General features: G+C 45.3%; 21 protein-coding genes and 1 pseudogene. 19 read left to right on the forward strand and 3 right to left on the reverse strand.

What is annotated here, in order from left to right:
• The first annotated feature begins 530 nt into the window (after positions 1–530).
• From ACFQI7_RS33645 to ACFQI7_RS33685, 9 genes and pseudogenes are all read left to right on the forward strand, one after another.
• Complete coding sequence (locus ACFQI7_RS33645) at positions 531–1,676, forward strand: GntR family transcriptional regulator (RefSeq protein WP_218103041.1); 1,146 nt, start codon at positions 531–533, stop codon at positions 1,674–1,676.
• A 22-nt stretch (positions 1,677–1,698) separates the two neighbouring features.
• The gene (locus ACFQI7_RS33650; protein WP_218103042.1) at positions 1,699–2,517 is read left to right on the forward strand and encodes an MBL fold metallo-hydrolase; all 819 of its coding nucleotides are present in this window, start codon (positions 1,699–1,701) and stop codon (positions 2,515–2,517) included.
• Positions 2,518–2,620: 103 nt separating this feature from the next.
• Positions 2,621–3,733: an extracellular solute-binding protein gene (locus tag ACFQI7_RS33655; RefSeq protein ID WP_218103043.1), complete on the forward strand. Its 1,113-nt coding sequence runs from the start codon at positions 2,621–2,623 to the stop codon at positions 3,731–3,733.
• A 173-nt stretch (positions 3,734–3,906) separates the two neighbouring features.
• Positions 3,907–4,914, forward strand: coding sequence for an ABC transporter ATP-binding protein (locus ACFQI7_RS33660; protein ID WP_218103044.1), 1,008 nt, complete (start codon positions 3,907–3,909; stop codon positions 4,912–4,914).
• 17 nt (positions 4,915–4,931) lie between these two features.
• Positions 4,932–6,641, forward strand: a complete 1,710-nt coding sequence (locus ACFQI7_RS33665) for an ABC transporter permease (RefSeq protein ID WP_218103045.1) — start codon at positions 4,932–4,934, stop codon at positions 6,639–6,641.
• 120 nt (positions 6,642–6,761) lie between these two features.
• A pseudogene (locus ACFQI7_RS33670) lies at positions 6,762–7,103 on the forward strand (sigma-70 family RNA polymerase sigma factor); the annotation flags it as partial.
• 105 nt (positions 7,104–7,208) lie between these two features.
• Positions 7,209–7,661 (forward strand): MarR family winged helix-turn-helix transcriptional regulator, encoded by a 453-nt coding sequence (locus ACFQI7_RS33675; protein WP_377518336.1) that lies wholly within the window; start codon positions 7,209–7,211, stop codon positions 7,659–7,661.
• Positions 7,662–7,686: 25 nt separating this feature from the next.
• Entirely contained in the window at positions 7,687–8,205 is a 519-nt protein-coding gene (locus tag ACFQI7_RS33680) for a GNAT family N-acetyltransferase (protein ID WP_377518338.1), read from the forward strand.
• Between the two features lie 118 nt (positions 8,206–8,323).
• Positions 8,324–8,935 (forward strand): FMN-binding negative transcriptional regulator, encoded by a 612-nt coding sequence (locus ACFQI7_RS33685; RefSeq protein WP_218103358.1) that lies wholly within the window; start codon positions 8,324–8,326, stop codon positions 8,933–8,935.
• 429 nt (positions 8,936–9,364) lie between these two features.
• Here ACFQI7_RS33685 and ACFQI7_RS33690 read toward each other — a convergent pair whose 3' ends face one another.
• Entirely contained in the window at positions 9,365–9,811 is a 447-nt protein-coding gene (locus ACFQI7_RS33690) for a DUF6376 family protein (protein ID WP_230415775.1), read from the reverse strand.
• Positions 9,812–10,710: 899 nt separating this feature from the next.
• Here ACFQI7_RS33690 and ACFQI7_RS33695 point away from each other — a divergent pair.
• From ACFQI7_RS33695 to ACFQI7_RS33705, 3 genes are all read left to right on the forward strand, one after another.
• Positions 10,711–11,331: a chloramphenicol phosphotransferase CPT family protein gene (locus ACFQI7_RS33695; protein ID WP_218103357.1), complete on the forward strand. Its 621-nt coding sequence runs from the start codon at positions 10,711–10,713 to the stop codon at positions 11,329–11,331.
• A 116-nt stretch (positions 11,332–11,447) separates the two neighbouring features.
• On the forward strand, positions 11,448–11,870 hold the full coding sequence (locus ACFQI7_RS33700) for a hypothetical protein (RefSeq protein ID WP_218103356.1): 423 nt from the start codon (positions 11,448–11,450) through the stop codon (positions 11,868–11,870).
• A 209-nt stretch (positions 11,871–12,079) separates the two neighbouring features.
• Entirely contained in the window at positions 12,080–12,343 is a 264-nt protein-coding gene (locus ACFQI7_RS33705) for a hypothetical protein (RefSeq protein ID WP_230415773.1), read from the forward strand.
• Positions 12,344–12,518: 175 nt separating this feature from the next.
• Here the strand turns inward: ACFQI7_RS33705 and ACFQI7_RS33710 are convergent, their stop codons facing one another.
• Together ACFQI7_RS33710 and ACFQI7_RS33715 are read right to left on the reverse strand one after the other, a co-directional pair.
• A complete protein-coding gene (locus ACFQI7_RS33710) occupies positions 12,519–13,868 on the reverse strand; it encodes an ABC transporter substrate-binding protein (protein ID WP_218103355.1) in 1,350 nt (449 codons plus the stop codon).
• A gap of 88 nt (positions 13,869–13,956) precedes the next feature.
• Entirely contained in the window at positions 13,957–14,100 is a 144-nt protein-coding gene (locus ACFQI7_RS33715; RefSeq protein ID WP_218103354.1) for a hypothetical protein, read from the reverse strand.
• Positions 14,101–14,516: 416 nt separating this feature from the next.
• On the opposite strand from ACFQI7_RS33715, the gene ACFQI7_RS33720 reads away from it, so the two are divergent.
• From ACFQI7_RS33720 to ACFQI7_RS33750, 7 genes are all read left to right on the forward strand, one after another.
• Positions 14,517–14,861 carry a DUF2538 family protein gene (locus ACFQI7_RS33720; RefSeq protein ID WP_218103353.1) on the forward strand — a complete coding sequence of 115 codons (345 nt, stop codon included), beginning with the start codon at positions 14,517–14,519 and terminating at the stop codon, positions 14,859–14,861.
• An 82-nt stretch (positions 14,862–14,943) separates the two neighbouring features.
• Positions 14,944–17,328 carry a helix-turn-helix domain-containing protein gene (locus tag ACFQI7_RS33725; RefSeq protein ID WP_218103352.1) on the forward strand — a complete coding sequence of 795 codons (2,385 nt, stop codon included), beginning with the start codon at positions 14,944–14,946 and terminating at the stop codon, positions 17,326–17,328.
• A 91-nt stretch (positions 17,329–17,419) separates the two neighbouring features.
• Positions 17,420–18,397, forward strand: coding sequence for an ABC transporter permease (locus ACFQI7_RS33730; RefSeq protein WP_218103351.1), 978 nt, complete (start codon positions 17,420–17,422; stop codon positions 18,395–18,397).
• Between the two features lie 13 nt (positions 18,398–18,410).
• Entirely contained in the window at positions 18,411–19,298 is an 888-nt protein-coding gene (locus ACFQI7_RS33735; protein ID WP_218103350.1) for a carbohydrate ABC transporter permease, read from the forward strand.
• 71 nt (positions 19,299–19,369) lie between these two features.
• Positions 19,370–20,959 carry an extracellular solute-binding protein gene (locus tag ACFQI7_RS33740; RefSeq protein WP_218103349.1) on the forward strand — a complete coding sequence of 530 codons (1,590 nt, stop codon included), beginning with the start codon at positions 19,370–19,372 and terminating at the stop codon, positions 20,957–20,959.
• Positions 20,960–20,978: 19 nt separating this feature from the next.
• Positions 20,979–22,304: an ABC transporter substrate-binding protein gene (locus ACFQI7_RS33745; protein WP_218103348.1), complete on the forward strand. Its 1,326-nt coding sequence runs from the start codon at positions 20,979–20,981 to the stop codon at positions 22,302–22,304.
• A gap of 136 nt (positions 22,305–22,440) precedes the next feature.
• Complete coding sequence (locus ACFQI7_RS33750; RefSeq protein WP_377518343.1) at positions 22,441–26,682, forward strand: FG-GAP-like repeat-containing protein; 4,242 nt, start codon at positions 22,441–22,443, stop codon at positions 26,680–26,682.
• Positions 26,683–26,761 lie beyond the last annotated feature (79 nt).

A 26,761-nucleotide genomic window follows, 5' to 3' on the forward strand; every position in this document is an offset into this window, starting at 1 on the left:
AAAGTGTACCTGAAAGAATTGTGGGGGCCTGTCGTGGTGGCAGGTCTTTTTGATTTGGTACGCCTAGCCAAGCTATGCACAACTAGCCGGTGGAAGTCCGGTCGAGGGTATGAGCCAAGTCGCCGCGCAGCGGACAAACGGTTGATGGAGATATACTAAGGCTACAATGTAGCTCTCTCGGGAGTGCAGGCAAACATATGGCACATAAATATTGGTATGTACTGATATATAAACTATGATTTCTCGTCAATCATTAATTGCATTTCCTAGATTTACAAGACATTAATAAATATATCATTGAATATGTCAGTGACATGATATAAGCTCGTTTTAGATCACATCTCAGGTGATAGGTTGCTTGCGAGCATACTCTGAATCTGACGTAGGCAATAGCATGTGTAGAATAGCAAAAAAACAAGGACTACCGGGACGCCAATGGTTGCTTCCTACGCGGTGAAGAAGTAATTCATTTTGTAAAAACGCTTACAATCTGGAGTCCATGATTATGATAAAACGAAGGATGACCTTAGATGAAGAATGTACGTGCATCAAAAAAACCGAGTCAGCAATTGTATTTGCAGATTGCCGATAAGGTCAAAGACATCATCCGGAGCCGCAGGCTTCAACCGCATGACCCCGTTCCTTCAGAAGGAGAGCTCGCGAAGCTGTTCGGCGTAAGCCGGATGACCAGTAAGCTGGCACTAGAACGATTGGCAGAGCAAGGTATGGTATATCGTTTGCCGAGAAGGGGGACCTTCCTATCCGGACAACCGGACAGCATGCTGTATGACGGAGAGCTTCCGCCCGAAAGAAAGCCGGCTCCGGTAGAGGAGAAGCATTGTAGGCAGATAGCACTTATCGTGCCCCATCTTTCCGATTACACTTCAAGAATTATTGCAGCAGCCGAGTCGGAAGTGCGAAAGCACGATTGCGATCTTATTTTGAAAATCAGCAAGAATAAAGATGATGAGGATAACTGCCTGCAGAGGCTGGTTGAAGGGGGAATCGACGGCATTATTTTATTTCCCCAGGGGCGCAAGACATGCAGTGATCAGGTGCTGAGATTGAAATTACAGCAATTTCCGATTGTGATTATCGACCGGATATTCCGTGAGGTTCAGATTGATTGCGTATATCACGATCACTACCTTGGTTCTTATCAGATGACCAAGTATTTGATCGAAAAGGGCCATCGGGAAATCGGATATACTTCGAATGCGATCGATAATATTACCAGTAGAGAGGATCGGTATCAAGGCTATATTCAGGCGCTGCTCGATCATGCGATTCCCGTAAAGGTCCAATCTATCCATTTTAGAAGCGTACCCTGCGATCCAAGCCGGATTAACGAGAGTGATCCTGAACAGGAACAGTTTATAAAGGAAAATCCGCTGATCACAGCCCTCATGTGCGGGGACGATCATGTGGCCATTTCAACCTTATATACAGCCCTGCGCATGGGGATTTCCGTCCCCGATCAGCTTTCTATCGTCGGGTTCTCTGATATCCAATTAGCAGCTTTAACTCCGATTCCTCTTACAACAGTCAGACAGGATACGGAGCAGCTTACCCATTCGGCTTTTAATCTTCTTATGAAGCGGGTTAACCATTCCCTTGAGAAACAGATTACCATAAAAATTCAAACGACGATCATAGAGAGAAAATCCGTTCTCTAGGAGTGACAGGAGGAGTTTTGTAATGAAAATTCATTTTCTAGGAACCGCAGCTGCGGAGGGATTCCCGAATGCATTTTGCCGCTGTGAGCATTGCCTCAAAGCAAGAGAGCTTGGAGGGAAAAACATACGAACACGAAGCTCGGCCATCGTTGACGACGTGATCAAATTCGACTATTCGCCCGATTCTTATATGCAGGCGCTTCGCGACAACATTGATTTCACCGCTATCGAGCACCTGCTTGTCACTCATACGCACTCCGATCATTATAATGCCTATGACTTGGAATGCCGGAGGACAGGAATTGCTCACAACCTTCAGCATCCGATGCATATCTACGGCAATGATGCCGTGATGCACCATACACGCGTCGCCATAGGCCGCTTTGTAGGGGAGCGTTATGCATTCCATCTGCTGCGCCCATTCGAGACGATAGCCGTGGGTGACGCACGGGTTACGCCGCTGCTGGCGGATCATGACCGCATGGAAACATGCTTGTTGTACGTGATCGAGAAGGGAGGAAAAAAGCTGCTGTACGGACATGATTCTGGCTGGTTTCCGGAAGCTACCTGGGCCTGGTTAAAGGGTAAGGAACTGGATTGTGCGATACTCGACTGCACCCACGGATATACGGGAAATTCTCGCGACCGAAATCATATGTGTATTGAGACCATACTAGAGGCTCAGCGCGAGTTCCAGAAGGAGAACATATTGAAAGAGGAAGGGCTCATCATCGTTACGCACTTTAGTCATAACTCCAAGCTGCTTCACGACGAATTTGACGAAATATTCAAACCTGCCGGGATCGTTGTGGCCTATGACGGAATGATTGTTCACATCTAGAAATACAGTTGATCGGATCGGAAGCTTCCTTCGGATTACGTTCCGTTACTGGTTACTTGCTTTTATAAAAATTCAAATTACAACCAAAGGAGTGTCATAAAGTATGATGAAAAAAATGATAAGTACAACGTTGCTCTCGATCCTGTGTCTCACGGTAACTGCTTGCGGTAGCGGCAATAATAACGGAAATGTCAAAGGGCCTACCACGCCGGCTAATTCGCCGTCCGCAGCTGCGCCAGCAGCGAATGAACCGGTGAAGAATGAGAAGCTGATTGTTTATACGAATGCGAATTCCGATGGTCGTGGCGAATGGATCATCGAGAAAGCGAAAAGCGCCGGCTTCGAGATTGAGCTTGTCGGAGCAGGCGGAGCCAATTTAACGAACCGGTTGATTGCAGAAAAGAACAATCCGATTGCAGACGTAGTGTTCGGCTTGAACAACATGCTTTATGAAAACCTGAAGAAGGAAAAAGTGTTGACCAAATATGTTCCGAAATGGGCTGGAGAAGTAGAGCCGGGCTTGAACGATCCGGAGGGCTTCTATCACGGACTTGTGAAGCAAGCGATTCTGCTTGGCTATAATCCGAAAAATTATACAACCGAAACGGCACCGAAGGATTGGACGGACCTTTATAAAAATCCGGCATTCAAAGGCAAATATGAAGCTCCTACTCTTCTTGGACAAATTACGCCTCAACTCGTCGTTGCCGGAATACTGACCAGACACCAGGATCCGAAGGGGGAGCTTGGGATCTCCAAGGAAGGCTGGAATGAAGTGAAGCAATTGTTCGACAACGGTGTGAGAGCGGTTGAAGGTGAAGACTTCTACGCTAACCTGGCTAGCGGAAAAACGCCTCTTGGCGCGGTGGTTTCCGGTACACTCAGCAAGAAGGAAGAGCAGTATAAAGTGAAGGCAGGTATTGTAAGTCCACAAATCGGCGTGCCGATGATTGTAGAGCATGCGGCGATTGTGAACGGTACCAAGAAGAAGGCAACGGCAGAGCGGTTCGTCGAATGGATGGGTACTGCTGACGTTCAAGGAGAATTTGCCGCTAAGTTTAATTCCATGCCTGCGAATACGAAAGCAGCTGCTAAAGCCAATGAGTCCGTGAAGGCATTGTATTCCAATTTGAAAGCACAGCCTTTGGATTGGGGCTTCATTGCTAACAACATTGGCAAATGGGTAGAGAAAATCGAATTGCAGATCATGAAATAAGCAAAGTGAAACATGGATAAACGGCTTCGCCGCCTATTGGCGGCGCGTTTATCGAGAAATGGAACAATCAGCGGAGAATATACTTTCTGACATTTTGAAAAACACACTGCATATTGGAGGCTCCAATATGCAGTTGTTCTTTACGATATTAAAATAAGGACATAGGGGTATATATGATAACATTTCGAGATATACAAATTAAATTCGGTAATTTCCATGCGATCAAAAACCTCAATCTGCAAATCAATGAAGGTGAGTTTTTCACCTTTCTGGGTCCGTCAGGTTGCGGGAAAACGACGATTCTTCGCAGCCTTGTTGGATTTATTACTCCATCGAGCGGTCAAATTATGCTAATCGACAGGGATATTACCCATGTGCCTATCGAAAAAAGAGGCATCAGCATGGTGTTTCAAAGCTATGCTTTGTTTCCTACCATGAATGTTTATGAGAATATTGCCTTCGGCATGCGAGTCAAGAAGGCCTCGAAGGCCGAAGTAGACCGGGAAGTGAGGGATATCGCCCAGAAGGTGGATTTGAAGGAGGAACAGCTTTTCAAAAAAGTGTCGGAGCTGTCCGGCGGCCAGCAGCAGCGCGTGGCGATTGCCAGAGCGCTGGTGTTAAAACCGAGTATTCTAGCGCTGGATGAGCCTTTATCCAACTTGGACGCCAAGCTTAGAGTACAACTGCGTAATGAGCTGAAGAACCTTCAGAAGAAGTTCGGGATCACGACGATCTATGTCACTCACGATCAGGAGGAAGCGTTAACATTGTCTGATCGTATTGCCGTTTTCAACAATGGAATCGTAGAGCAAGTCGGCACACCGCAAGAAGTCTATAATCAATCCCAGACGGAATTTGTTTGTAACTTCATAGGCGATATCAACAAGATCGATCCGCGGACAATTCAAAATAGTCGATTGAAGGAATATATTGATCCTAACAAAGTAGCCTATATCCGCAACGAAAAGGTGAGCTTGCTTTCCCTGCCGGATCAAGATGCCGTGCAGATGAGGGGGAGGATTGTAGATCAGGAGTTTTATGGACTATATAGCAAATATGTAATAGAAGTTTCCGGTGGGGGGCTACTGAAGACCATCGAGAAGGAAAGCGGGCTTGCTCATAATAAAGTCGGTGACGAGATTACTATATATATTCAAAGCAAAGATATTCTGCAGTACTAAGGGAAGGAGGATGTGTGTTGAACGCAGAGAAACTGAAAAAATCGATAGCCTCTATCAATCCGACTGCCTTTATTTTTTATGCTCTGATTGCCTGGTTCGTCGTTGCATTCCTGATTTATCCGAACATTAATATTTATTATGAAATCTTTTTTAAAGGCGGCAAATTTTCATTCGAGGCGGCCGAGAAGCTGTTGTCATCCGAACGAGCCATGAGAAGCTTGTATAACAGCTTTATTCTAGCCGTATCCCTTGTTTTTACGGTAAACATTGTCGGCGTTACTCTAGTATTGATCTCGGAATATTTTGATATCAAGGGTGCGAAGGTGCTAAGGCTTGGCTATTTCACTACCCTAATCTATAGCGGCGTCGTACTAGTATCCGGATATAAATTCGTATATGGTGAGAACGGATTCATTACCAAGCTTCTCGCCAGTCTGTTTCCTTCTTTTGACACGACCTGGTTTCATGGCTACTGGGCAGTATTATTCGTAATGACCTTTGCATGCACGTCCAATCATGTCCTATTTCTAAGCAATGCTATTCGGAAAATCGATTTTCAAACCGTAGAAGCGGCGAAAAATATGGGTGCGTCCACCTTTTATATTTTATGGCGGGTTGTTCTTCCGGTTTTGAAGCCCACGATGTTTGCTCTCACGATTCTGATCTTTCTGACAGGCCTCGCAGCAACGTCCGCTCCGTTGATCTTGGGCGGAAGAGAGTTCCAGACAATCACGCCGATGATTCTAACCTTCTCAAACAGTATGTCATCTAGAGACCTAGCCGCACTGCTGGCGCTAATTCTCGGTCTGGCTACATTAATTCTGTTGACCATCATGATCCGGTTTGAACGGAAAGGCAACTTCATGTCCGTTTCCAAAGTGAAGTCGGAACTGGTCAAACAGAAGATCAACAATAAGCTTGGCAATATCGCCGCACATGTTCTGGCGTACTTCCTGTTTCTCATTTATCTCATTCCGGTCGTTCTTATTGTGGTCTTTTCATTTACGGATGCACACAGCATATCTACAGCAACGCTGGACTGGAATAGCTTCTCCTTGAGCAATTACATTCAAGTGTTCTCCAACATGTCGGCGTTCAAGCCTTACCTTGTGAGTATTGTGTATGCCGCTGCGGCATCGGTAACCGTTGTAGCTCTGGCCTTGGCAGCGTCTCGAATTTTGCATAAGTTTAATAACAAATGGACCTTTGCCTTGGAGTATGCGCTTCTGATTCCGTGGATGCTGCCTTCCACGTTAATCGCAATCGGGCTTATCGTCACCTTTAACACACCAAGACTGATTATCGGGAACTCCATTTTAGTGGGAACGGTCTGGATGCTGTTTCTGGCCTATGTGATCGTTCACATTCCGTTCACCCTACGAATGGTGAAAGCGTCCTTCTTCAGCTTAGACAGTAACCTGGAGGATGCGGCGAAAAACTTAGGCGCCAAGTCCTTCTATACGTTCAGGAAGGTACTGTTACCCATCATACTCCCATCAACGCTTGCGGTTCTTGCGTTAAATTTCAACGGAATTTTGGCTGATTACGATTTGACCGTATTCCTCTATCATCCGTTGTACCAGCCGCTTGGTATTGTGATCAAGAACAGTACGGATGCGCAGGCTTTGGCAGATACTAAAGCATTAACCTTGGTTTATTCCGTAGTTTTAATGTTCATGTCCGGTATCACGTTATATTTTGTTTATGGAAAAAAAAGTAGATTGTAATAGATACAATGAGTTCGCAATGAAGTACCCCTTAGGATAAACATGAAAAGAACCCCTTGGCGAATCCGATGAATTCTAAGGGGTTCTTTTCATGTTTAGCAAGTTACATCGGTTCGTGTTCACATCGTCAAGAAATTCGATAACACCGGCGAAGATCTGGAGGATCTGATCTCCATCGGAACGATCGGATTAATCAAAGCGATTGAGTCTTTTTCTCCGGATAAGGGGACCAAGCTGGCTTCTTTTGCCGCGCGCTGTATCGAGAACGAGATTTTGATGCATCTCCGGTCCTTGAAGAAGACCCGCAAAGACGTCTCTTTGCATGACCCCATCGGTACGGATAAGGAAGGCAATGAAATCGAGCTCATCGATATTCTCGGCACCGAAGCCGACGATGTGGTGGATAAAGTGCAGCTCAAGATCGAGAAGTCAAAGATTTATCGCAATCTGGATATATTGGAACTGCTTGTCTTATTTTTTTGTTGCAAATGCAATAAAGTTAGGGTAAATTAAATTATATCCTTTTTGTTGCATTTGCAACAAAAATATGAACTAAGGAGTTAATCTATGAAGGAAATCCTTCGTGAAATTGGAATGATAGCAAGGGCATTAGATTCAATAAGTAATATAGAATTTAAAGAATATGACCTTACAAAAGGGCAGTATTTGTACCTTGTGCGTATATGTGAAAACCCAGGAATCATTCAAGAAAAGTTAGCTGAGATGATAAAAGTTGATAGAACAACAGCAGCTCGTGCTATTAAAAAACTTGAAATTGATGGATTTATCGGAAAAAAAGACGACACACATAACAAAAAAATTAAAAAACTCTTTCCAACAGAGAAAGGGGAAAATGTTTATCCTTTTATAAGAAGAGAAAATGATTATTCCAATAGCGTTGCATTAGAAGGGTTTTCCGAAAGAGAAGTGGAGGCAATTTCCGATTTTCTTCAAAGAGTAAGAAAAAATATAGAAAAAGACTGGGAATTTGTGAAAAAGGGGAACAAGAGAAATTATTGATTTTTTAAAGGAGTGATATGTTTAAATGACTATAGATATAAAAAAGTGTACACTTGAAGATTCACGCAAACTTCTAGAGATTAGTTATGAAACATTTTATGAGACATTTAAGGATCAGAATTCACCCGAAAATATGAATACTTATTTGGAAAGGGCATTTAACTTAAAACAATTAGAAAAAGAATTATCCAATCATTTTTCGCAATTCTTTTTTGTTTATTTTCATAATGAAGTTGCTGGATATTTAAAGGTCAACACCAATGATGCTCAGTCTGAAGAAATGGGTGATGAATCACTTGAAATCGAGAGGATTTATATAAAAAGCAAATTTCAAAAACATGGGCTTGGCAAATATCTGCTAAATAAAGCTATAGAAATTGCGATGGAGCGTGACAAAAAGAAAATCTGGCTAGGCGTATGGGAAAAAAATGAAAATGCTATCGCTTTTTATCAGAAAATGGGGTTTGTTCAAACAGGAGCTCACTCTTTCTATATGGGTGATGAAGAACAAATAGATTTTATAATGACCAAAACACTCATATAACATTTCTGGCGAATGTTAGTTCATCAGTGATCCCGGGGGCAGTTTGCAGCCGCGGCAGTTGCTCCGTCATTAAGCAAAAGGGAGTTTTGTTATAAAGCAAACGGGGAGGAGAAAACCAGTGTATATTCCTTCGCACTTTCAAATTGAAGATTTAAAAGACGCTTATGACGTTATAAAAGAACATAGTTTTGCGACACTATTTTCACAACAAAATGGAGTACCCATCGCTACACATTTACCTTTAATATTGGATAAGGAGAACAAATATTTATACGGGCATTTTGCACGTCCAAATCTACAGTGGAAGGATATTAGCAATCAACTTGTCTTAGCCATTTTTCATGGTCCGCATTGCTATATCTCTCCTTCATGGTATGAAACAAATAAAGCAGTTCCAACATGGAATTATGTGACAGTTCATGTATACGGGGAAGTCAAACTTATTGATGATGAAAAAGAGTTAATGGATTCCTTGCATGAAATGGTATTGAAATATGAAGCTCCTGATAGTCCATATAAATTGCAAGATGTAGACGCAGACTTTATCGCTGGAATGAATAAAGGGATTCAAGGGTTCAAAATAAGAATTAGCAAGATAGAGGGAAAAGTAAAATTAAGTCAAAACCATTCAATACAAAGGCAAGAACTTGTCATTAAACAACTGGAACGGATTCAGAACGGAGACGAGCAAAAGATTGCCTCTCTTATGAAAGAAAACCTAAAAAAATAAATTCAGGTTATTGAGCTATCGGAGTACGATAGTTCAATAACTTCAATTGTAGCAGGCGCTGCGGCGACCTGCTTTTGGTCGTTGAAGTAATGTGCATAAGAAGTAATGAGAATGAACTTTTATTACCCACTTAAAGCTAAAGTTACCAGATACCCTTCAAACTCATATAAAATCCAGTGCTATTGTCATTTCAGATTCAAATTGAAATAACGGATAACTAAAGTGTAGGAGCTTGCCAAACGGTAGAGTTTGACAATCCGGTCAAGCTGCCGCACATCCTTTTACCCCGGTAACCGCGTAAACTTTCGGTAGTTAGCAAATCTCAGACACACTTCAGCCAATCGAAGCAAAGCCACAGAGAAAGCAGGCTTCCGGAAACCGATCCGAAAGCCTGCTTTTCTGTGGCGTGTATTTAAAATGGGAACGTGATTATGGGGCTAAATTCTGGACTCGATCCAAAATTTGCGTCACCTGCTTCAGCGTATCGAGCAGTGGAGAATCCTTTAGCGATTTCCAATCTATCGCACCGTTGTTTATTTTCTCCAAATATACGTTAATCTCCTGCATTAATTTTTCGTTATAGCTTACCAATTGTTGATGAACGCTCTTCGCAAAAGCCGGTGCTTCGATAGCATTAAATTTAAGAATTCGCTCCTTCATGTCTGTCAATTCACTCTTTAATTTGTCTCTTGCCCCCGGATCGTTTATAGCCTTCTCGGCAAGAGCGGGCCATTGCTCCGCCAGCCGAGCAGCATTGGATATAAAGGACCTCGCTTCTTCGGTGTAATTTAATGAATCGTTAACCTTATCCGCAATAGAGCAGCCTGTGACTACGAACAGGAGAAGCACAAGATACATAAATCTTATTCTCATCATGCAGACCTCCCTGTCTTTTATTAGTGTATTACTGTTTTAAACGCGTTATGGTTTCAAATAACCAAAGAATACAAACAAACAATGAACAGGGAAATCGCAGCGAGTCAGTCCTTTTGAAGAAATGATCCTTTATTGAGGTAACGGATAGTACATATGTATGACTCGAAAATTGTTAAAATCGGTAATTTATGAAAAGGTGGACTGGTAATTTGTATGCAAATGGGAAGTCCGTACTGGCCTGGGTGAAGAACATCGGAAAGCCGTATGGGAGAAAACCGCACCTACGGTTTGATGAGGAAGGGCTAATATCTCCTGCCCTTTACTCTACTTAGTTGAATAACGAAGAAATTTTTAACTTTATTAGTTACAATTTGTCGATCCATGCAGTGATGAAATCAACAAATTTTTTGCTGCTGGAGAGATATTTTTAAAAGAAACGGCAGCAATGCCTATGGAACGGAAATGCTCTCAATGCAATGGTCTCTTGCATAAATCATATTGATTCTGTGACAGTATCATTTCAGGGAGAATACTTACACTATTGCTCAAAGACGAGGTATGTCTGATTGGTATCTCAGGTACAAAACGAGAGTCTGTAAGGTCGAACGGGATTATGGATTTGAAAAAAACTAACGGGTAACGCTAGTTTAATAAAGTCAGTCTAAAACCTTCCGTAAAAAGCAAACTAGATTTAATAGCTCTTATGGGAGGTTTATTTATGATTTTAAGTGAGTTATGGCGGCTGTACGAAACCGAAAAACGAATCCAGGGGTTTCGTCTGATAACTGGATAAGATTATTCGTTAACATACTTTTTTATTAGCTGCATCGCTGTTAATATAGGTACCAAAGAAGGAAAGACACACAGTATGAGTGAAATCATTGAATGGAGGGGAACGCATGCCACATGAAAATAAACTCGGACAAATAGTGATTTTGAATGGCAACCCGCGGGCTGGGAAGTCTAGTATTGCCACCGCGATCCAGAATACGTTTGAGGGTGTATGGATGAACGTGGGGGGCAGTCTGTTCAAGAAAATGACCCCCGAACGCTACCAGCCTGGGATCTCGCTTCGGCCCGGTGGGGAACGCCCCGACCTTGAACCTCTCATTGTGACCCTGTATGAGGCCATGTATGAGTCCATTGCTGTACACAGCCGCTTAGGACTGAATGTCGTGGTGGATGTCTGGCACCACGATTCTTATTCGATTCCGCGGGGGATTCTTCCCAAATGTGCCAAAATCCTGAGTGGACTGCCGGTTTTATTTGTGGGTGTACGATGCCCAATAGAGGTTGTCATGCAGCGGCGGATCGCTACCTGGAATACCGGCTACGAAGAGGACGGCTCTGTGCCAAAGCCGGTGAGATTGTGGCAGCAAGCTGTCCATGTGCCGGGTATCTATGACATGGAGGTTGATACTTCGATCCTTAGCTCCGAGGAGTGTGCCCGCCAGATCCGTCAGCGTGTCGAAGAGGGGCCGCCGTTCTCGGCATTTCAGAGTCTTGAGGCCATGATGTAGGTGCTATAGTATCATCTTGAAATTGCTCAGATAGCGCAAAAATACCGAGTAAGCTTGGAGTATGGAATATCGCCAATTCCGATATGAGATCAAAGCTTAGCGTATATTTTCGTCAAATGTTTGCAGGACCCCTAATTGATCACCATGAAAAGAGCAACGGTGCAGCAGACAGCGTTCATATACAAGGGGGAGTTAGGCACCAGACAGGGCTTACTCTTGAAATTTTCGGAGACAAGGGAACCATCGTACTCATTGCGCCTGCTTCGATTCAATTTGGATCACATCAATTACGGGGTGCAGGGCCAACTGATAAAAAGCTTCATGAATTAACAATCCCTGATTCTTATTACTGGGTACCAGATTCCCTTAAAAACGATGCAGGGTTTGTTCTGAATGTCGCTCAGGCGCACAGTAAGTTTGCTAAAGATATACAAGCAGGAACATTCCTGACACCTAGTTTTGCGGATGCGGTAAAACTTCATCTACTTCTTGATGCAGTGGAAAAAGCAGCACAAACTGGACAACGTCAGTATCTCTGAATTATTGTTCGATTGTTGAGGAGCCACAACGAGTGGACTCCTCTTTTTTCATAGTGAAATATCGGGAAATTCATTCGGTGAAGGTGAGGGCAAATTCAAAAATCAATAAATATCATTTGTCGTGCTAACGGGAAACGATAAGCATCTCCGCAATTGTAAATGGCAAGGGTTCAAAACAAAGAGAGGTTTACTTTACCACCGAATGTAAAGTGTGGTTGAAGAAGTATCTCGCGAGCCGCGAGGACTCCTGCAAGGCCTTATTTGTAACCGATTCGCATCCTACAAGACGGATGGCTATTCCGACGATCAGGAGGACATTAAAACGGCTTGTTGATCGGGGAGAACTCGAAGCAAATGTATATCCACATCGCTTTCGTCATACTCAACCACTCAAATATACGCCCAACTGCGCGGGGAACGCCGGCGAGAACTCTACCGTCGTTACTTTTAGGTTTGTAGCCGCGGTTGTCTAAAGGAAGCTACTGTTCAACTAAAGGTCAGGATACTACAACTATAGTTATTTTTTGCAAAATTTGTTGAGGTGTTTGACGATTTTTGATTCGTTCGGGAATTTTCACACTGGAGACGATCGCCCATGCTGAACGCACAAAAATCAAGCCGCCCGTAGAGCGGGCGGCTATATAATCCTCATTTCGATACAGTCAATTCCGCAATTTTCTTATCGGCCTTTTCCTGTGCTTCCCGAAGCACGGTATTAATATCCTTCTTGTCGATAGCTATCCCCTTGCGCATATCCCGGATAATGGACTGTACTTCTTTGTCGGCGATATTTGCCGGGGGTGTCGGAGAGGCCGGGTATTTGAATATGGCGGCCGTATTTTTGTCCTTTAAGGCTGGAATGGCCGTGCCGAACGCCTTCTTAACCCCGTCGTCGTTCATGATCGTCACTTTGGCATTACTACTCAAAAGGATTTGCTCCTCGCGGGAAGCCATCATCTGAAGCACCTGCATCGCCTGATCCTTGTGTTTACTGGTTTTGGAGATGACTAGCCCTCCAGCAATCGCATGTCGTCCTTTGCCTACGCGGTCTTCGAACGTTGGATTTGTCACCAAGTCCCAATCGGGCGCCATACCATTCGCCTGGGCCTGTACCAGGTCGCTTAAAGTCTTACTGTACCAATCCGGAACCATCGCAACATTCTTGTCCTTTATAAAACCGTCGGGAGCATACGCGTACTTGTTCCCTGATACGAATCCAGGCATCTTGTACATTTGATCAAATACCTCTAACACCCTTTTATAAAGCGGGGTATCGATCAGCGCCTTGTTCGTCTTCGGATCGACGAACGGCTGCGAGTAGGGGCTTACCATATGATCCGGCAACCGGAGGTCGACGCCAATATATTGCACGCCATCTTGCATCCGGGTCATTTTGCGGGCCAATTCCATAACCTCAGGCCACTGCATGTCATCTTTCGGGTACGGCAAACCAAACTGGTTGAACAAATCCTTGTTGTAGAACATCGCGCCCGCACTTTGATAGTACGGCATCAACGGAAATTTCCCCGGCTCCAACCCCCGGACGGTTTGCACTGTCTGAGGATCCAGCTTGGTCAGATCAATCTGGAACTTCTTGATCAGATCAGTTAAATCCTCGGGTATCCCCAACTGCTTGAGCGGCATATACCAATCGTTGTCGAGCATAATTATGTCCGGCATATCGTTGGCCGCAATCAACTTCTCCAATGCTTCGGTTGTGCCGTTGGTTTTTGTCATTAATTCAAGGGTAATGTGAGGGTACTTTTTCTTTAACGGTTCTACGTAAAACGTCTGAAAATCCACATCGGACAAACTGACCCCATGAACTAAAAATTTCAGCGTGACGGGATCCGTCGGCACAGTGAAAGTGGATGTTGCTTCCTTTTTTCCGGAATCGTCGGACGCAGCGGAACTTGGGCTTTGGGATGAACTGCACCCCGATAAGGCCAAGGAAGCAGCGAGTGATAACGTTGTAATCGCTTTCAATGATGGGTTCACTTGAATTCTTCCTTTCGGATAAATGTTTGTTTAAATATTCGAATGATGTTGCTGCCACCGAGTCCATCGCCGGATCGGACAGTAGACCCTATGCCTTGACTACTGCAGCCAGATTGTTTTTGCTGATCGTGACAGGCTCCTTGGGCATCGTCTTCACTTCCGACCCGTACTTGCCCTTATCCGCCGCAGTCCCCTGTCCCTGGCTGCTGCCGATCACCGTCATGGCTGCCAACAGAAAGCGCAGCTGCGACCGGTACTGTACCGAAGAACACAGCAGTTCTTAATAAATAGAGAAATTGAAGAGTATATTATTTAGGCATGCAAAATGTAATCGTTTGACATGATCATATGTCCACTTTTCGATCATTTGCTTACCATGAATTAACTATACCATCTTATCCTTCATCCTGTAAATAAAGTCTTCCCTTCAATTGATTTACCCTAACATGAATGAATGGCCCGTACACGTAAAACAAGAAAAGCACCCAGAGCGAAACGCTAAACGACATACTCCGGCACAGCTTACGGATGTGATGGCGACAGTACTCGAAATTACTGAAACGAGCTATCCCTCACAATATAACGGATATGATATTTTGCCGTTGGAGGGCTCCAGTCTGGTGTTACAAGAAAATAATAAAGTATTGTATGCCCAGTATTGAGTATGATGCCGCCTGCTATGTCTTGGCACTACCTGAAGTGTTTAAGGTTGTTCCTGACAATATAGAATTTGATTGGACGAGAAGATATGATGAAGAGTATGAAGAGTTCATGCAAACAGAAGCGCTGCTATCGATGGAAGAAGGAGATAAGCAACTTGTACTCGCGGCGGACAACCTGTTCAGCGGGTTGTCTTTTTTTCTGAAGGATGGTTTAGATCACTGGATGATCAAAAGTTTGCAGTTTTCGTCCAGGCCTGCAAGATCAAAGGCGGTTTTCAATTTCCTTAATAGTGTGTCCGCTCTCACAGTCGGCCGGCGTACTGCAGAATAAATCTTAGCTGAGGTTGGCAGTTATTTCGATTATAATAGACAAAAAGTGTGCAACTATAACTGTATTTTTTTGAGGTGATTGAATGCGTTTCATTAACAAGAATATTTCTAAAGCGGCAAGTTTGTTTTATGCTACTATATTCCTCGTCATTATCTCGGCAACGGTTCTGCTCTCATATTTGAATACAACTAGAAGCTTGCAACAGGAATTGATTTTTTCCAATACAGCACTGCTTCATCAGGTTATGGAAAAAACAGAAATGATCCTTCATGAAGTGGATAAGGATGCGCTGAACTTATTACAAGAGCCGGAGGTTCGGATGTTCGCCGACGGCAATTATGCTGACAGCTTGGAGCGCTTGCAGAAGCAAAGTGACTTGATGAAGAAGCTGGAGAATATGATGAACGCGAATACCCATATTCAATCGGCCTACTTATATTCGTATGGGGAAAAGATGTATCTTTCTTCCTCTACGTCATCAACGGAGACGGCCTTCTTCGACAAGGGCTGGAGAGACAGCTTCGATCAATTTGCAGGCTATTATAGTTGGCTCGGACTTCGCAGTATAGAGGATAAAATGGCACTATATCCGGCAAGAAAGCAAGTGCTGACCCTGGTTCGCTCTTATCCGGTGATTAGCAGCCCTACCTTTCGTAAGGGGGCTTTGATCATCAATATCGACGAGAGCATGCTTTACAACTTAAATGATGGTGTTAGAAGACTAGGCCAATCCTTTATTCTCGATGAGAATGGGCAAGTCTTGTCCCATTCTGATAAACAAATGCTAGGCCAAAATATTAGTACCAAGAATGAAATCATCAAAATAATGAACAGCGGCGGGGCGGGGAGCTTCGAAGAAACGATAGATGGGACCCAAAATCTGGTGTTCTTTGCTTCGTCTGGGTACACAGGCTGGAAATATATCAGCGTCATCCCAAGTCTGCAGTTGAACCGGGAATTACTTACGGTTCGCAATTGGCTTATGTTGATCGCTTTCGTCATGTTTGTAGTGGCACTTGCCGCGGTGTTTTTGGTCAATACAGTCACGTACCGGCCCTTCGAGAGCTTTGTCCGCTCGATCAATAAACAGCTGAATTCACGCAAGGGACCGGATTCGGAGCTTCAAGTGAAGGAACGCGATGTGAACCTCGAGACGGCTGAAGGGTTATTCGATAGCTTTCTACTAGAGCATGACCACATGCAGCGTCAAGTAAGGCAGAACATACCGGTGATGAAATGGAGACTTATCTCCGATATGCTGATGGGGTATAGGACCCGATTTATAGAGGTTAAGCCTCATTTGGAATGGCTTGATATCCAGCTTCATCCAGCTCATTTTATCGTGATGTCAGCAGAATTTGATCATAAGGCTCAAATTTCTTCCAAAGATTTGCCGCTTTATGCTTATGCCTTGTGCAATGTGGCTGATGAGCTGATCCATGCCGAGAATAAGGGAACAGCTGTTGAAATGATTGATGGCAGGGTGGTCATTATCATCAGCTTTGAGAAGGCGGAGCAGCAATCCAACATGCTGACAGCCTTAACCATTGCTGATTTGATCAAGACCTTCGTACAGGAGCAATTCAAGCAGACGATTACGATAGGAGTTGGCCGGCAGTATGAGCTGCTGGAGGATCTCCACAAGTCTTATCGTGAAGCGCTAGAAGCACTTCAATATCGGTTGCTGCTTGGAGCAAACCACGTGATCTCTATTGAGGATATAGAAGATTACAGTCGGCAGCAATTTTACCGTTTATTCGATATGGCGGATGCGGTGCTTGACTCGGTGAAGGCTGTGGATGATGGAGGGGTAACCAAGAAGCTGGAGCTGTTATTCCAGCAGGCCCTTCAGGAGAGTGTTCCTCCGAAACTGCTGATGCAGATATGTATGCAGCTGGTCCTTCGGTCACTGAAGATCGGTTCAGATATCGGTCTGGACGTCGAGTCATTGATTGGCGGAGACGTTAAGCTATATGAAAAAATTGAGGCTGCTGAAAATGCAAATGAGCTTAAACGGGATATTACCGGCTACTTCAAACAACTCCTCGACCGAATCGTTGAGAAGCGAAGCCATCGCGGCAGCAATGAGACGGTAGAGCATATGTTAGCGTTTATTTCAAAGCATTACATGAGAAGCGATCTTTCCATGAATATGATTGCGGATACATTCCAGCTGAGTGTGCCTTATATCAGTAAAATATTTAAGGATTATACGGAAAGTAATTTTACCGACCATCTGATTCAATTGCGGATCAACAAGGCGAAGCAGCTCCTGGAGAAAGGCAACGCCAAGGTTGGGAATATTGCAGAGCAAGTTGGCTACTCGAACTCACACAGCTTCATCCGTATTTTTAAAAAAGTAACAGGCTTGACCCCTGGAGAATATCGTGAACAGTTGATTTTGGAGCGCAGTAGAACAAACATCCATGGTATTAACAAAGGTAACCCCATGAATAATGATCAATAGTCAATATTATGAACAAGTGAACATTTGCAAACACCCCTGTAGGAGGTAGGATATGGACATCACAGAATGTTGAAATTGAGGAGTGGTTCCTATGAGCGAGAAGTTGGCGGCGGCGCATGCGTCACCCCATCCATCGTCTCACGCTTTGCCCCGACCGAAGGCGAATGGGCTGAGGAAATGCATCAAACGGGACAAATATTTGTATCTAATGCTGATCCCGATCGTTGCTTATTACCTTATTTTTAAGTATGCGCCGATGCTCGGGGAAGTCATTGCCTTCAAGAATTACCGGTTTGCCGATGGCATCTTGGGTAGCGAATGGGTGGGTTTGAAGCATTTTCGGAAGCTGCTCAGCAGTCCTGATTTTTTCAATATTCTGCGTAATACCTTGCTTCTAAATGTATATAGCGTCGTATTCGGGTTCCCGGTGCCGATCCTTCTCGCACTGCTGCTTAACGAGGTAAGAAACGAAGGGTTCAAGCGGATAATTCAAAATTTGCTCTATGTGCCACATTTCATCTCATGGGTGGTGCTTGGCGGAATCATCAACACGCTGCTTAGTCCTAGCACGGGAGTCGTTAATTTCGTATTGCACCATGGATTTGGAATGGAGCCGATCTACTTCCTGGCCAACCCGTTTTGGTGGCCTGTGATGTTTGTTTTGTCGGGTATCTGGCATAGCGCCGGCTGGAATACGATTCTTTATATGGCGGCGATCACGGGCATCGACCCCCAGCTCTATGAAGCAGCCCGTATGGATGGCGCAGGCCGATTAAGCCAAATTTGGCATATCACACTGCCAGGAATCCGCAGTACCATTGCGGTCTTGCTCATCTTGCGCATGGGCTACATGATGGATATCGGCTTTGAGCAAATTTTTGTACTGCAAAATACTGCGGTACTGGAAGTTGCAGATGTCATCAGCACCTATGTATATCGGATGGGACTTCAACATGTGCAATACAGCTACACAACCGCTCTGGGCTTGTTTCAATCGGTCATCGGTCTGATCCTTGTTATCTCTATGAACCGGATAGTTAAGCTGCTCGGTGAAAGAGGCTTATGGTGAGGAGATTAGACAGATGATGGGACAAACAAGCTTATCCAACCGGATATTTCACAGTATGAATGCCATACTACTCGGCTTTATTGGTTTAATTACGCTATTTCCGTTCCTGAATGTGATTGCCAATTCGCTAAGCGGCAGTCGGGCACTTGCGTCGGGCGAGGTCTTTCTGTGGCCGGTAGACTGGACCTTTGAAGGGTTCCACAATCTGATCGAGGATGGACAACTGTTCATTGGCATGCGCAATACGATCACGATTACAATGATTGGAACATGCCTCAACTTGATCGCCACTATGCTGGCAGCTTATCCGTTATCCCGGGGACGGCTGCGCGGACGGAATGCTCTTCTCATGGGGATTACCTTCACGATGATCTTCAGCGGGGGCATCATCCCGAATTTCATTCTAATAAAATCGCTAGGCTTGATGAACAGTTATTGGGCTTTATGGCTTCCAAACTTGATTAGCACCTACAACATGTTCGTCATGAAATCGTTCTATGAAGGTCTCCCCGTTGAACTGGAGGAATCGGCAGTCATGGACGGAGCCAATGATTTTCAGATATTGGGACGAATCATTATTCCTTTGTCCATGCCCATTCTGGCAGCCCTTGGCCTATTCTACGCTGTCAGCTGGTGGAACGCTTACTTCAATGTCTTAATGTACATAACCAGCTCCACCAAGCTTTCCCTCATGATGGTGTTGTACCAGAAGATGAACAATGTTAGTGAAACCTTGCTAACTATAGGGGGCTCGGAGGGAGCTATGGACAGCCAGAATCTGACGCCGGAGGGCATCCGGGCTGCGGCAATCGTAACAGCAACGGCACCCATTCTGATGGTTTATCCTTTCTTACAAAAGTATTTTATCAAAGGTGTTCTTATTGGCTCCGTTAAAGGTTAATTACATAATCATGGTATCGATAAGACGAAGTCTTATGATATATAGTTTGATGGATTCAGGAGGTCAAGTACATGCGCTTCAGACAGAAAAAAAAGGTTGTTTCAGCGGGTTTGGCCATTGCACTCGGAATGGCAGGAATGTTGTCCGCATGCGATGAGAAGAAGGAGTCTGCAACTGCGCAGGAAGGAGTTAATGAAACCGATAAGTATGCCAAGCTGCCAAAAGAAATCAGCATCTCCATGTTTGACCGGGGGCGCGTTCCGGCAGAGGAAGGATCCTACGAGCAAAACCGATGGACCAAATGGATGAACGAAAATTCAGGCGTTAAAGTTAAATGGGTGCCGGTACCCCGCAGTACGGCGCAGCAGAAGCTCAATACGCTGGTCGCTGCCAACGAGGCGCCGGACTTGATATGGGAATTTGATCGCAATTATATCGCCTTGCTGGCCTCCCAAGGAGCGATTCAGCCGATTGACTCCTATATCGAGAAATACAGCACATCCTACAAGAAATACTTAAACGAGCATCCCGAACTGAAGCCCTATCTTACCATTGATGGAAAGATGTATGCGGTTTCTTCCAAACGCGGCATCGATACGATTGCCAACCAAGGCATATGGATTCGCAAGGATTGGCTTGATAAGCTGGGCCTGGCGATGCCGAAGACGGATGAGGAGCTTATGAGCGTTGCCAAGTCATTTGTTGAGAAGGATCCAGACGGCAATGGCAAGAACGATACGCTAGGATTTGCCTTTAACAGCCAATTCAAGAGCTATCCTTCGGCTATGAACGCATCCAGACCTGATACATGGTATACGGATAATGGGAAGATGCAGCTCGGGCGCTTGACGGACCGTTACAAGGATACTCTGGCCATGGCCAAAAAGATGTATGACAACGGCATGGTCGATAAGGAGTATATAACGGATAAAAGCTATCAGCGGGAGCGCCAGCTCTGGGTAACCGGCAAGGCAGGCATCTATCTGGGATCGTGGAGCATGGATTCCGAATACCGCGATTTGAAGATGAATGTGCCGGGTGCACAGCCTGTGCCTATGGAATCGGTCTCGACCAAATATGGAAAGTTCGGGTTACTCCAGGAAGCTCCAGCTTCGATGCTGATTGCATTCAATAAAAATATGAAAAATCCAAAGGCTGCAGTGGAGTTTCTTGATTGGATGGTCGATAAGGGGTGGTTTACGTTAAAGTTCGGCATTGAAGGAATTCATTACAAAAAGACCAGCGATAGCATACAAGCGATTGACGGTGAAAAGAACAAGAAAGAGCTGGATTACGCTTACGAGTACCCGATTGTCAATCAGTGGAATCCAAAGGTGGAGGATATTGTGAAAATGGCTGCAAGTGATCCGGTATCCCAGGAATATGCCAAGCTGAAGGCTCTCGGTCTGGAAACCGCAATGAAGAACAAGTTCAGAAGTGACATTCCATATGCGCCTTCCTTCCCTGAATTGGGCCAATTTCTTGCTGAATTCACCCCTAAAGCCGATGAGATCGACAATAAGGTGATTATGGGCGGCCCACAGTATACACCTGAATGGGGAGCGGCCGAGCTGCAAAAGGAATGGAAGCGTCTAAACGGCGAAAGCGTCTGGAAGCAAGTGCAGGATTGGTATGACAAAAATAAAACTAGCTTCAAATAACGATTAGGAGGTAATTCCAATGTTAAAACGTATGTTCATGGGGGGCATCCCCGTATTCATGGTGCTTGGATTGACTGCATGCGGCTCGGAGCCCGTCGTTGAGAAGAAGGCGGTTAGCGATGCCAGTAAGCAGCAGGAGAGCAAGCAAGACCCGGTTACCTTAAAGCTGTATACCTACCAAAATTTCACCAATGAGGAAATGTTCAATGATTACATCGTTGAACCGCTGAAGAAAAAATATCCGTACATTACGGTACAATTGATTCGTTCGCAAGCCGGAGGAATGACGATCCCGGATATGCTCGCTGCCGGTGATACTCCTGACTTGATCAATGGCTGGCAGGCCGAAATTAAGACGTTGGAAAATTATCATTTAGTCGGGGATATGGCTCCTCTTGTGAAGCAGAACAATCTCGATCTAGGGAGGTTTGAACCGGTTGCGATTGACGCAGTCAAAGCCTTATCGGACAAGGGAGAGCTATATGGGATACCGTACAACCAGCAATTTAATGCACTCTATTATAATAAAGACATTTTCGATAAATTCGGCGTCCCCTATCCGAAGGATGGCATGACTTGGGAAGAAGCGATTGAGCTAGGAAAGAAAGTGTCGCATCAGGAGAACGGGATCCAATATCGCGGTCTTGCCTACGAGCATATTTCCCGGCTGTCGTCTTCGCTTTCACCGAATATTGTTGACCCGAAGACCCAAAAAGCGAATGTGAATAATGATGCTTGGCGCAAGGTGTTCCAGCTGGGCAAAGATATTATATCCATCCCGAATAATATGCCGCCGAAGGTGGATGCGGGCGACACGGATGCCTTCTGGAAAACGAAAACGATCGCGATGTACGCGACAATCAATATGCTGGAGAGCACGAAGGACACGATGGAAAAAGGGTTGAATCTGGGTGTGGCTCAATATCCGAGCTATAAGGAATTGCCGAACACCTACGGCTACCTGGATGCCCACTTTATCGTGGTGACCCCGCAAAGCAAAAACAAGGATGCAGCCATGAAGGTCGTTGAAGTAATGACCTCCGATGAAGTACAGTTGAAGATCGCAAGAAAGTATGGAAAGACGTCGCCGCTTAAAAACCCAGAGATGAAGAAGCAACTTGCAGCCGATATGACCCACATGAAAGGCATTGATCTCCAACCGATTTTTAAAAGCAAGCCGGCAGCTGGAATGAATTTCTCGAAGTATTACGTGGAATCTCGGAAAAAATTAATGAGCGAGTATTTGAATTTCGCTAATGGTTCAGCGGATATGAACACGGCTCTGCGCAATGCGGAGGAAGCAATCAACAAGTATATCTCAACAGAACAAGCAAAGGAAAAATAAAGGACGGCCAAGGAGGTGTCTGAGGTTGGAAACGTTGAAAATATGGAAGCGCTTCCAACCTGATTTTTAATTAAGGGAGGGAATCGATTTGTTCAGATTTAAACGTAGCACCGCTCGAATCGGGCTATTTTTCACAATGGCTTTATGGGTTACGTGCTTATGCTTTTCTCTCACGGCACGCGCGGCACCTGCTATCGTTGTTCTTAAAGGGCAAGGGACCAACCCGCTCCACGATTTCGGTACCGCTGTCGGTATTTCCGGCAGCAACAAATATATCGAAGCGGATTTCGACGGCGATGGAGATACGGATTTGGCGAACCGGAACGCAGGCAATACGGGAATCCAATTTTGGAGAAATAACGGAAACGCTACCTTCACGGAGCTTACGGGGGCAAGCAATCCTTTCAAGGATGTGGCATTCTCAGCTGTTGTCTCGAATTTTAGCGAGCTTTACTTGCTGAAGGGCGATTTCGACGGTGATGGGGATGTGGATGTGTTTAATGTAAGTCATGAAGGAGTACCCGCATTGTACCGTAATGACGGTGGGAGCTTTACGGTTCTTCAAGGTGCGGGGGTCAATCCGCTGCATGCCTTCGGTACGGCCCTTGGAGGTGGGAGCTTCAAGGCTATTGCTGCCGACTTGGACGGTGACGGAGATACGGATCTGGTAAACCGCAATACAACCTCAACTGGCTTGCAGTATTGGCAAAATAAAGGTGATGGAACGTTCACTCCATTATCTGGAGCCAGCAATCCTCTCTCAACAGTAACCTTCTCATCCAATATTAATTATTTTACAACGCTGAATGTCGCTGCCGGTGATTTCGATGGTGACGGCGATATGGATATTTTCAACAACAACCACGGTGGCACGCCAGCCATGTATCGTAATGAAGGAAGCAGCTTTACCGTACTGCAAGGCGACGGGACGAATCCGCTCCATGCTTTTGGAACGGCCTTAGGAACAACAACAGGCAAGTTCGTTGCAGGGGACTTTAACGGCGATGGCCTAGTGGATTTAATTAACCGCAATTCATTGAACATAGGGATTCAGTTCTGGAAAAATAACGGAGACGGCACCTTCTCAGAGCAGACGGGGGACAGCAATCCTTTCAGCAGCGTGTCATTTACAGCCAATGTCAATTATTTTTATGCGCCATTTCTCGGCGTAGGCGACTTTGATGGCGATGGCGATACGGATATCGTGAATGTGAATCACGGCGGTACTCCAGCCCTCTACCAGCAGGGTGGATCGCCACTAAGTCTTACCGGCTCCCTTCCAGTTGATAATGAAGCCTCCTTCATGTCGAGCGATGAGATCGTGCTGACTTTTGACGGAATCGTTGCTAATGGGGGGCCAGGGGTGATTGAGATTCGCAAAAGCAATGATGACTCTCTTATAGAGTCGATCCCAGGAAATTCATCCAAGGTTTCTGGTTTTGGTACGAATGTTATTACCATTCAGCACACGGCAGAGTTGCAGAATAATACAGGCTACTACATGTTAATTGGTAGAAGGACATTCTTTAACACGGATGGGCAATCTTATATGGGAATTTCAAATCCAGCGCAGCTCAACTTTACAGCACGAGTCAATACGGTTCAATCCTACCCTGTCAGACCAGGCATCGCGACCAGTGATTCATATACCCTACTGATTAATGGACAGAACGTATTCGTGGAGAAGTTTGGGGATGTAAGTATGGCACGGTTTGCCTTTGAGGAAACCGCCAACATAACGGTCACAGCCAGCGAAGCGATCGCTTCCTTCGAAATCAGCCCCAAGAGCTATCAAATTCAAGAGAGTAGCAACGGCAACAGTCTATCGTTTGCGATCGACCGCCCAAGAACCTTAATTGTAAGTGTCAACAATCTGGAGAAGCTGCTTCTATTTGCAGACGGTACGGAAACGAATGTGCCCCAGCTTCAAGATGCGAATGTCATTAATCTCGCTACCTACTTGCCTGTGAACCGTAATCCAGAAGAGGCGGTAACCGATTACCTTCAACAAGCGATCAATGATACATCTGCAATGAACAATGGGGCGGGCGGAATACTGTTCGTGCCTGACGGGAAGTACATGACAACGCAGCTCAAGCTCAAGAGCAATGTGCACATGTACCTGCAAAGCGGGGCATGGATCAAGGCCATACCTGATTCCAGCGTGGCCAACTATCCACTCCAAAATGGCTCGGACTCGTCTTTCATCTTCATTCAGAATGCCAGTCATGTGAAAATAAGTGGTCGAGGCATCATTGACGGTAATGGGATGGCGATGAAGACGCTAAACAGTAATGAGAATATTAAGCTCCTGCGGACTGCTAATGTAACGGATCTGCGGATCGAAGATATTTATTTTCTGGATTCGGCAAGATGGACGCTTCACCTCCTGTATGCTCAAGACGTTGTATTGAACCATATAAAGATAGTTAACGATTTGCGTGGCGGTCCAGATCCGGCGAATACCAGTTTGCTGCTTCCGACCGTAACAAATACGGATGGCGTGGATATCGATGCTTCACAGAATAGCACGGATGAGACCGGGATTCAAACGGTAACGAAATGGAATCCGCTAGGCTGGAAAATATCGACGGGCATCGTCGGAGGCGGCACCGTTTCCTACGGATATGACATTTATGGGCGTATGACATCGACCACGAATGCGCTGAACCATACAACCAGCTACGAATACGATCACTGGAACCGGCTCATTGCCACCAACTATCCGGATTCCGGAGTAGCTCGCATCGCTTACGACGATATAGCTCATACCCAGACGGCAACGGATCCGGAAGGCAATCAAACGAAAGAAACCTATGATTTATTAAACCGGGTGTCGAAGAAGGAATGGCTGAAACCGACCGGCGCGATCACGCTAGGAAGCCTTGCTTATGATTACGCAGGCAACCTCCTTACCTCGACAGACGGACGGAACAATCTGACGACATACACGTATGGGGTATTTGGCCGGCTGCTTTCCCTGAAGGATGCCAAAAACAACATCACGAACTACAGCTACAACTATGCGGACAAGCTGACCCAAATCCAGTATCCGGACCTGAAGGTATTGCAGAAACAATACGACGAGTTGGGGAGACAGATCCGGAAGATCGATCCAACAGGATCCGCCGAGAAATATTACTATGACGCGAGCGGCAATCTGGCAACCTATGTAGACCGGAAAAATCAGACGATTACGAATGTGTATAATTCGCGTAATTGGCTGACCCAGAATGCATCTGCCCAGGAAACGATATCCTATGAATACGACGCCGCGGGACGCCGAACCCAAATGACCGATCTTACGGGAGTAACAATGTACTTGTACAATACATTGGGTCAATTGCAAACAGTGACCTACCCGGATAACAAATCCATCTCGTATGCATACGATCTCCAGGGCAACCGCACCCAAATGACGGATCCGTTTGGCAACCCGACGGTATATGGTTACGACGCAAAAAATCGTTTGAGCAATGTGGGACCGTTCTGGAATGACTGGGATGTGAGCTACACTTACAAAAAGAACGATTTATTGTCCGGCAGCACGTTAAGAAGTAACATCAGCAACACCTATACGTATGACGGAGCGAACTTGACGGCGTTGTCCTATATTCGAGCCGGGAATACATTAAATCCGTTTGCTTACAGCTACGGCTACGACAATAATGCAAATCAAATGAGCAAGACGGAAAACGGCGCATCGTATACGTTTTCCTACGATCCGATAAACCGTATCGAGACGTCGAGTCAGTTTGACGAGCAATATACGTATGATGTGCGCGGAAACCGTCAATCGTTGCAAAGCGATAACGTACTTGTTATCAACAGCGGAGCCAATTATACTTACGATGATCGGAACAGGCTCACTCAAGTTACGATAGGCGACGGTAGAACCATCACCTATATCTATAACGGCGATGGATTGTTGTATGAGCGTACGGAGAACGGGCAAACGACGCGGTATTATTACGACGGCGCGAACATGATCGCCGAAGGGAACGTGTCCGGCGGCGGTTCGAACTTAAAATCAAGGTATGTACGAGGAGCAGGACTCGTTGCTAGAGTAGATGCTGGCGGCATGAAGACGTACTATATGACCAACGGCCATGGAGATATTGTAGGTCTTACAGATAGTAACGGGAATATTTTGAATCAGTATTCGTATGATATCTGGGGCAATCCATTGGCAACGCAAGAGCAAGTCCAGCAACCATTCCGCTACAGCGGCGAGTTTTGGGACAACAGTACGAACTTGCAATATCTCAGAGCAAGATGGTACGATCCGAGTGTAGGGCGGTTTATTAGTGAGGATACGTACGAAGGAGATCGGATTAACCCCCTGAGTTTGGACACAAGCTCACTCTTACTCATCTAGGCTTAGTTTTTCAAGTTATACACGTACTTCTTTAATTGGGATCGGTTTAATCCGGTTCTGATGGTAGAATTGGTCTGGT

The sequence above is a fragment of the Paenibacillus allorhizosphaerae genome, assembly GCF_042659105.1.
GTDB classification, from domain to species: domain Bacteria; phylum Bacillota; class Bacilli; order Paenibacillales; family NBRC-103111; genus Paenibacillus_G; species Paenibacillus_G allorhizosphaerae.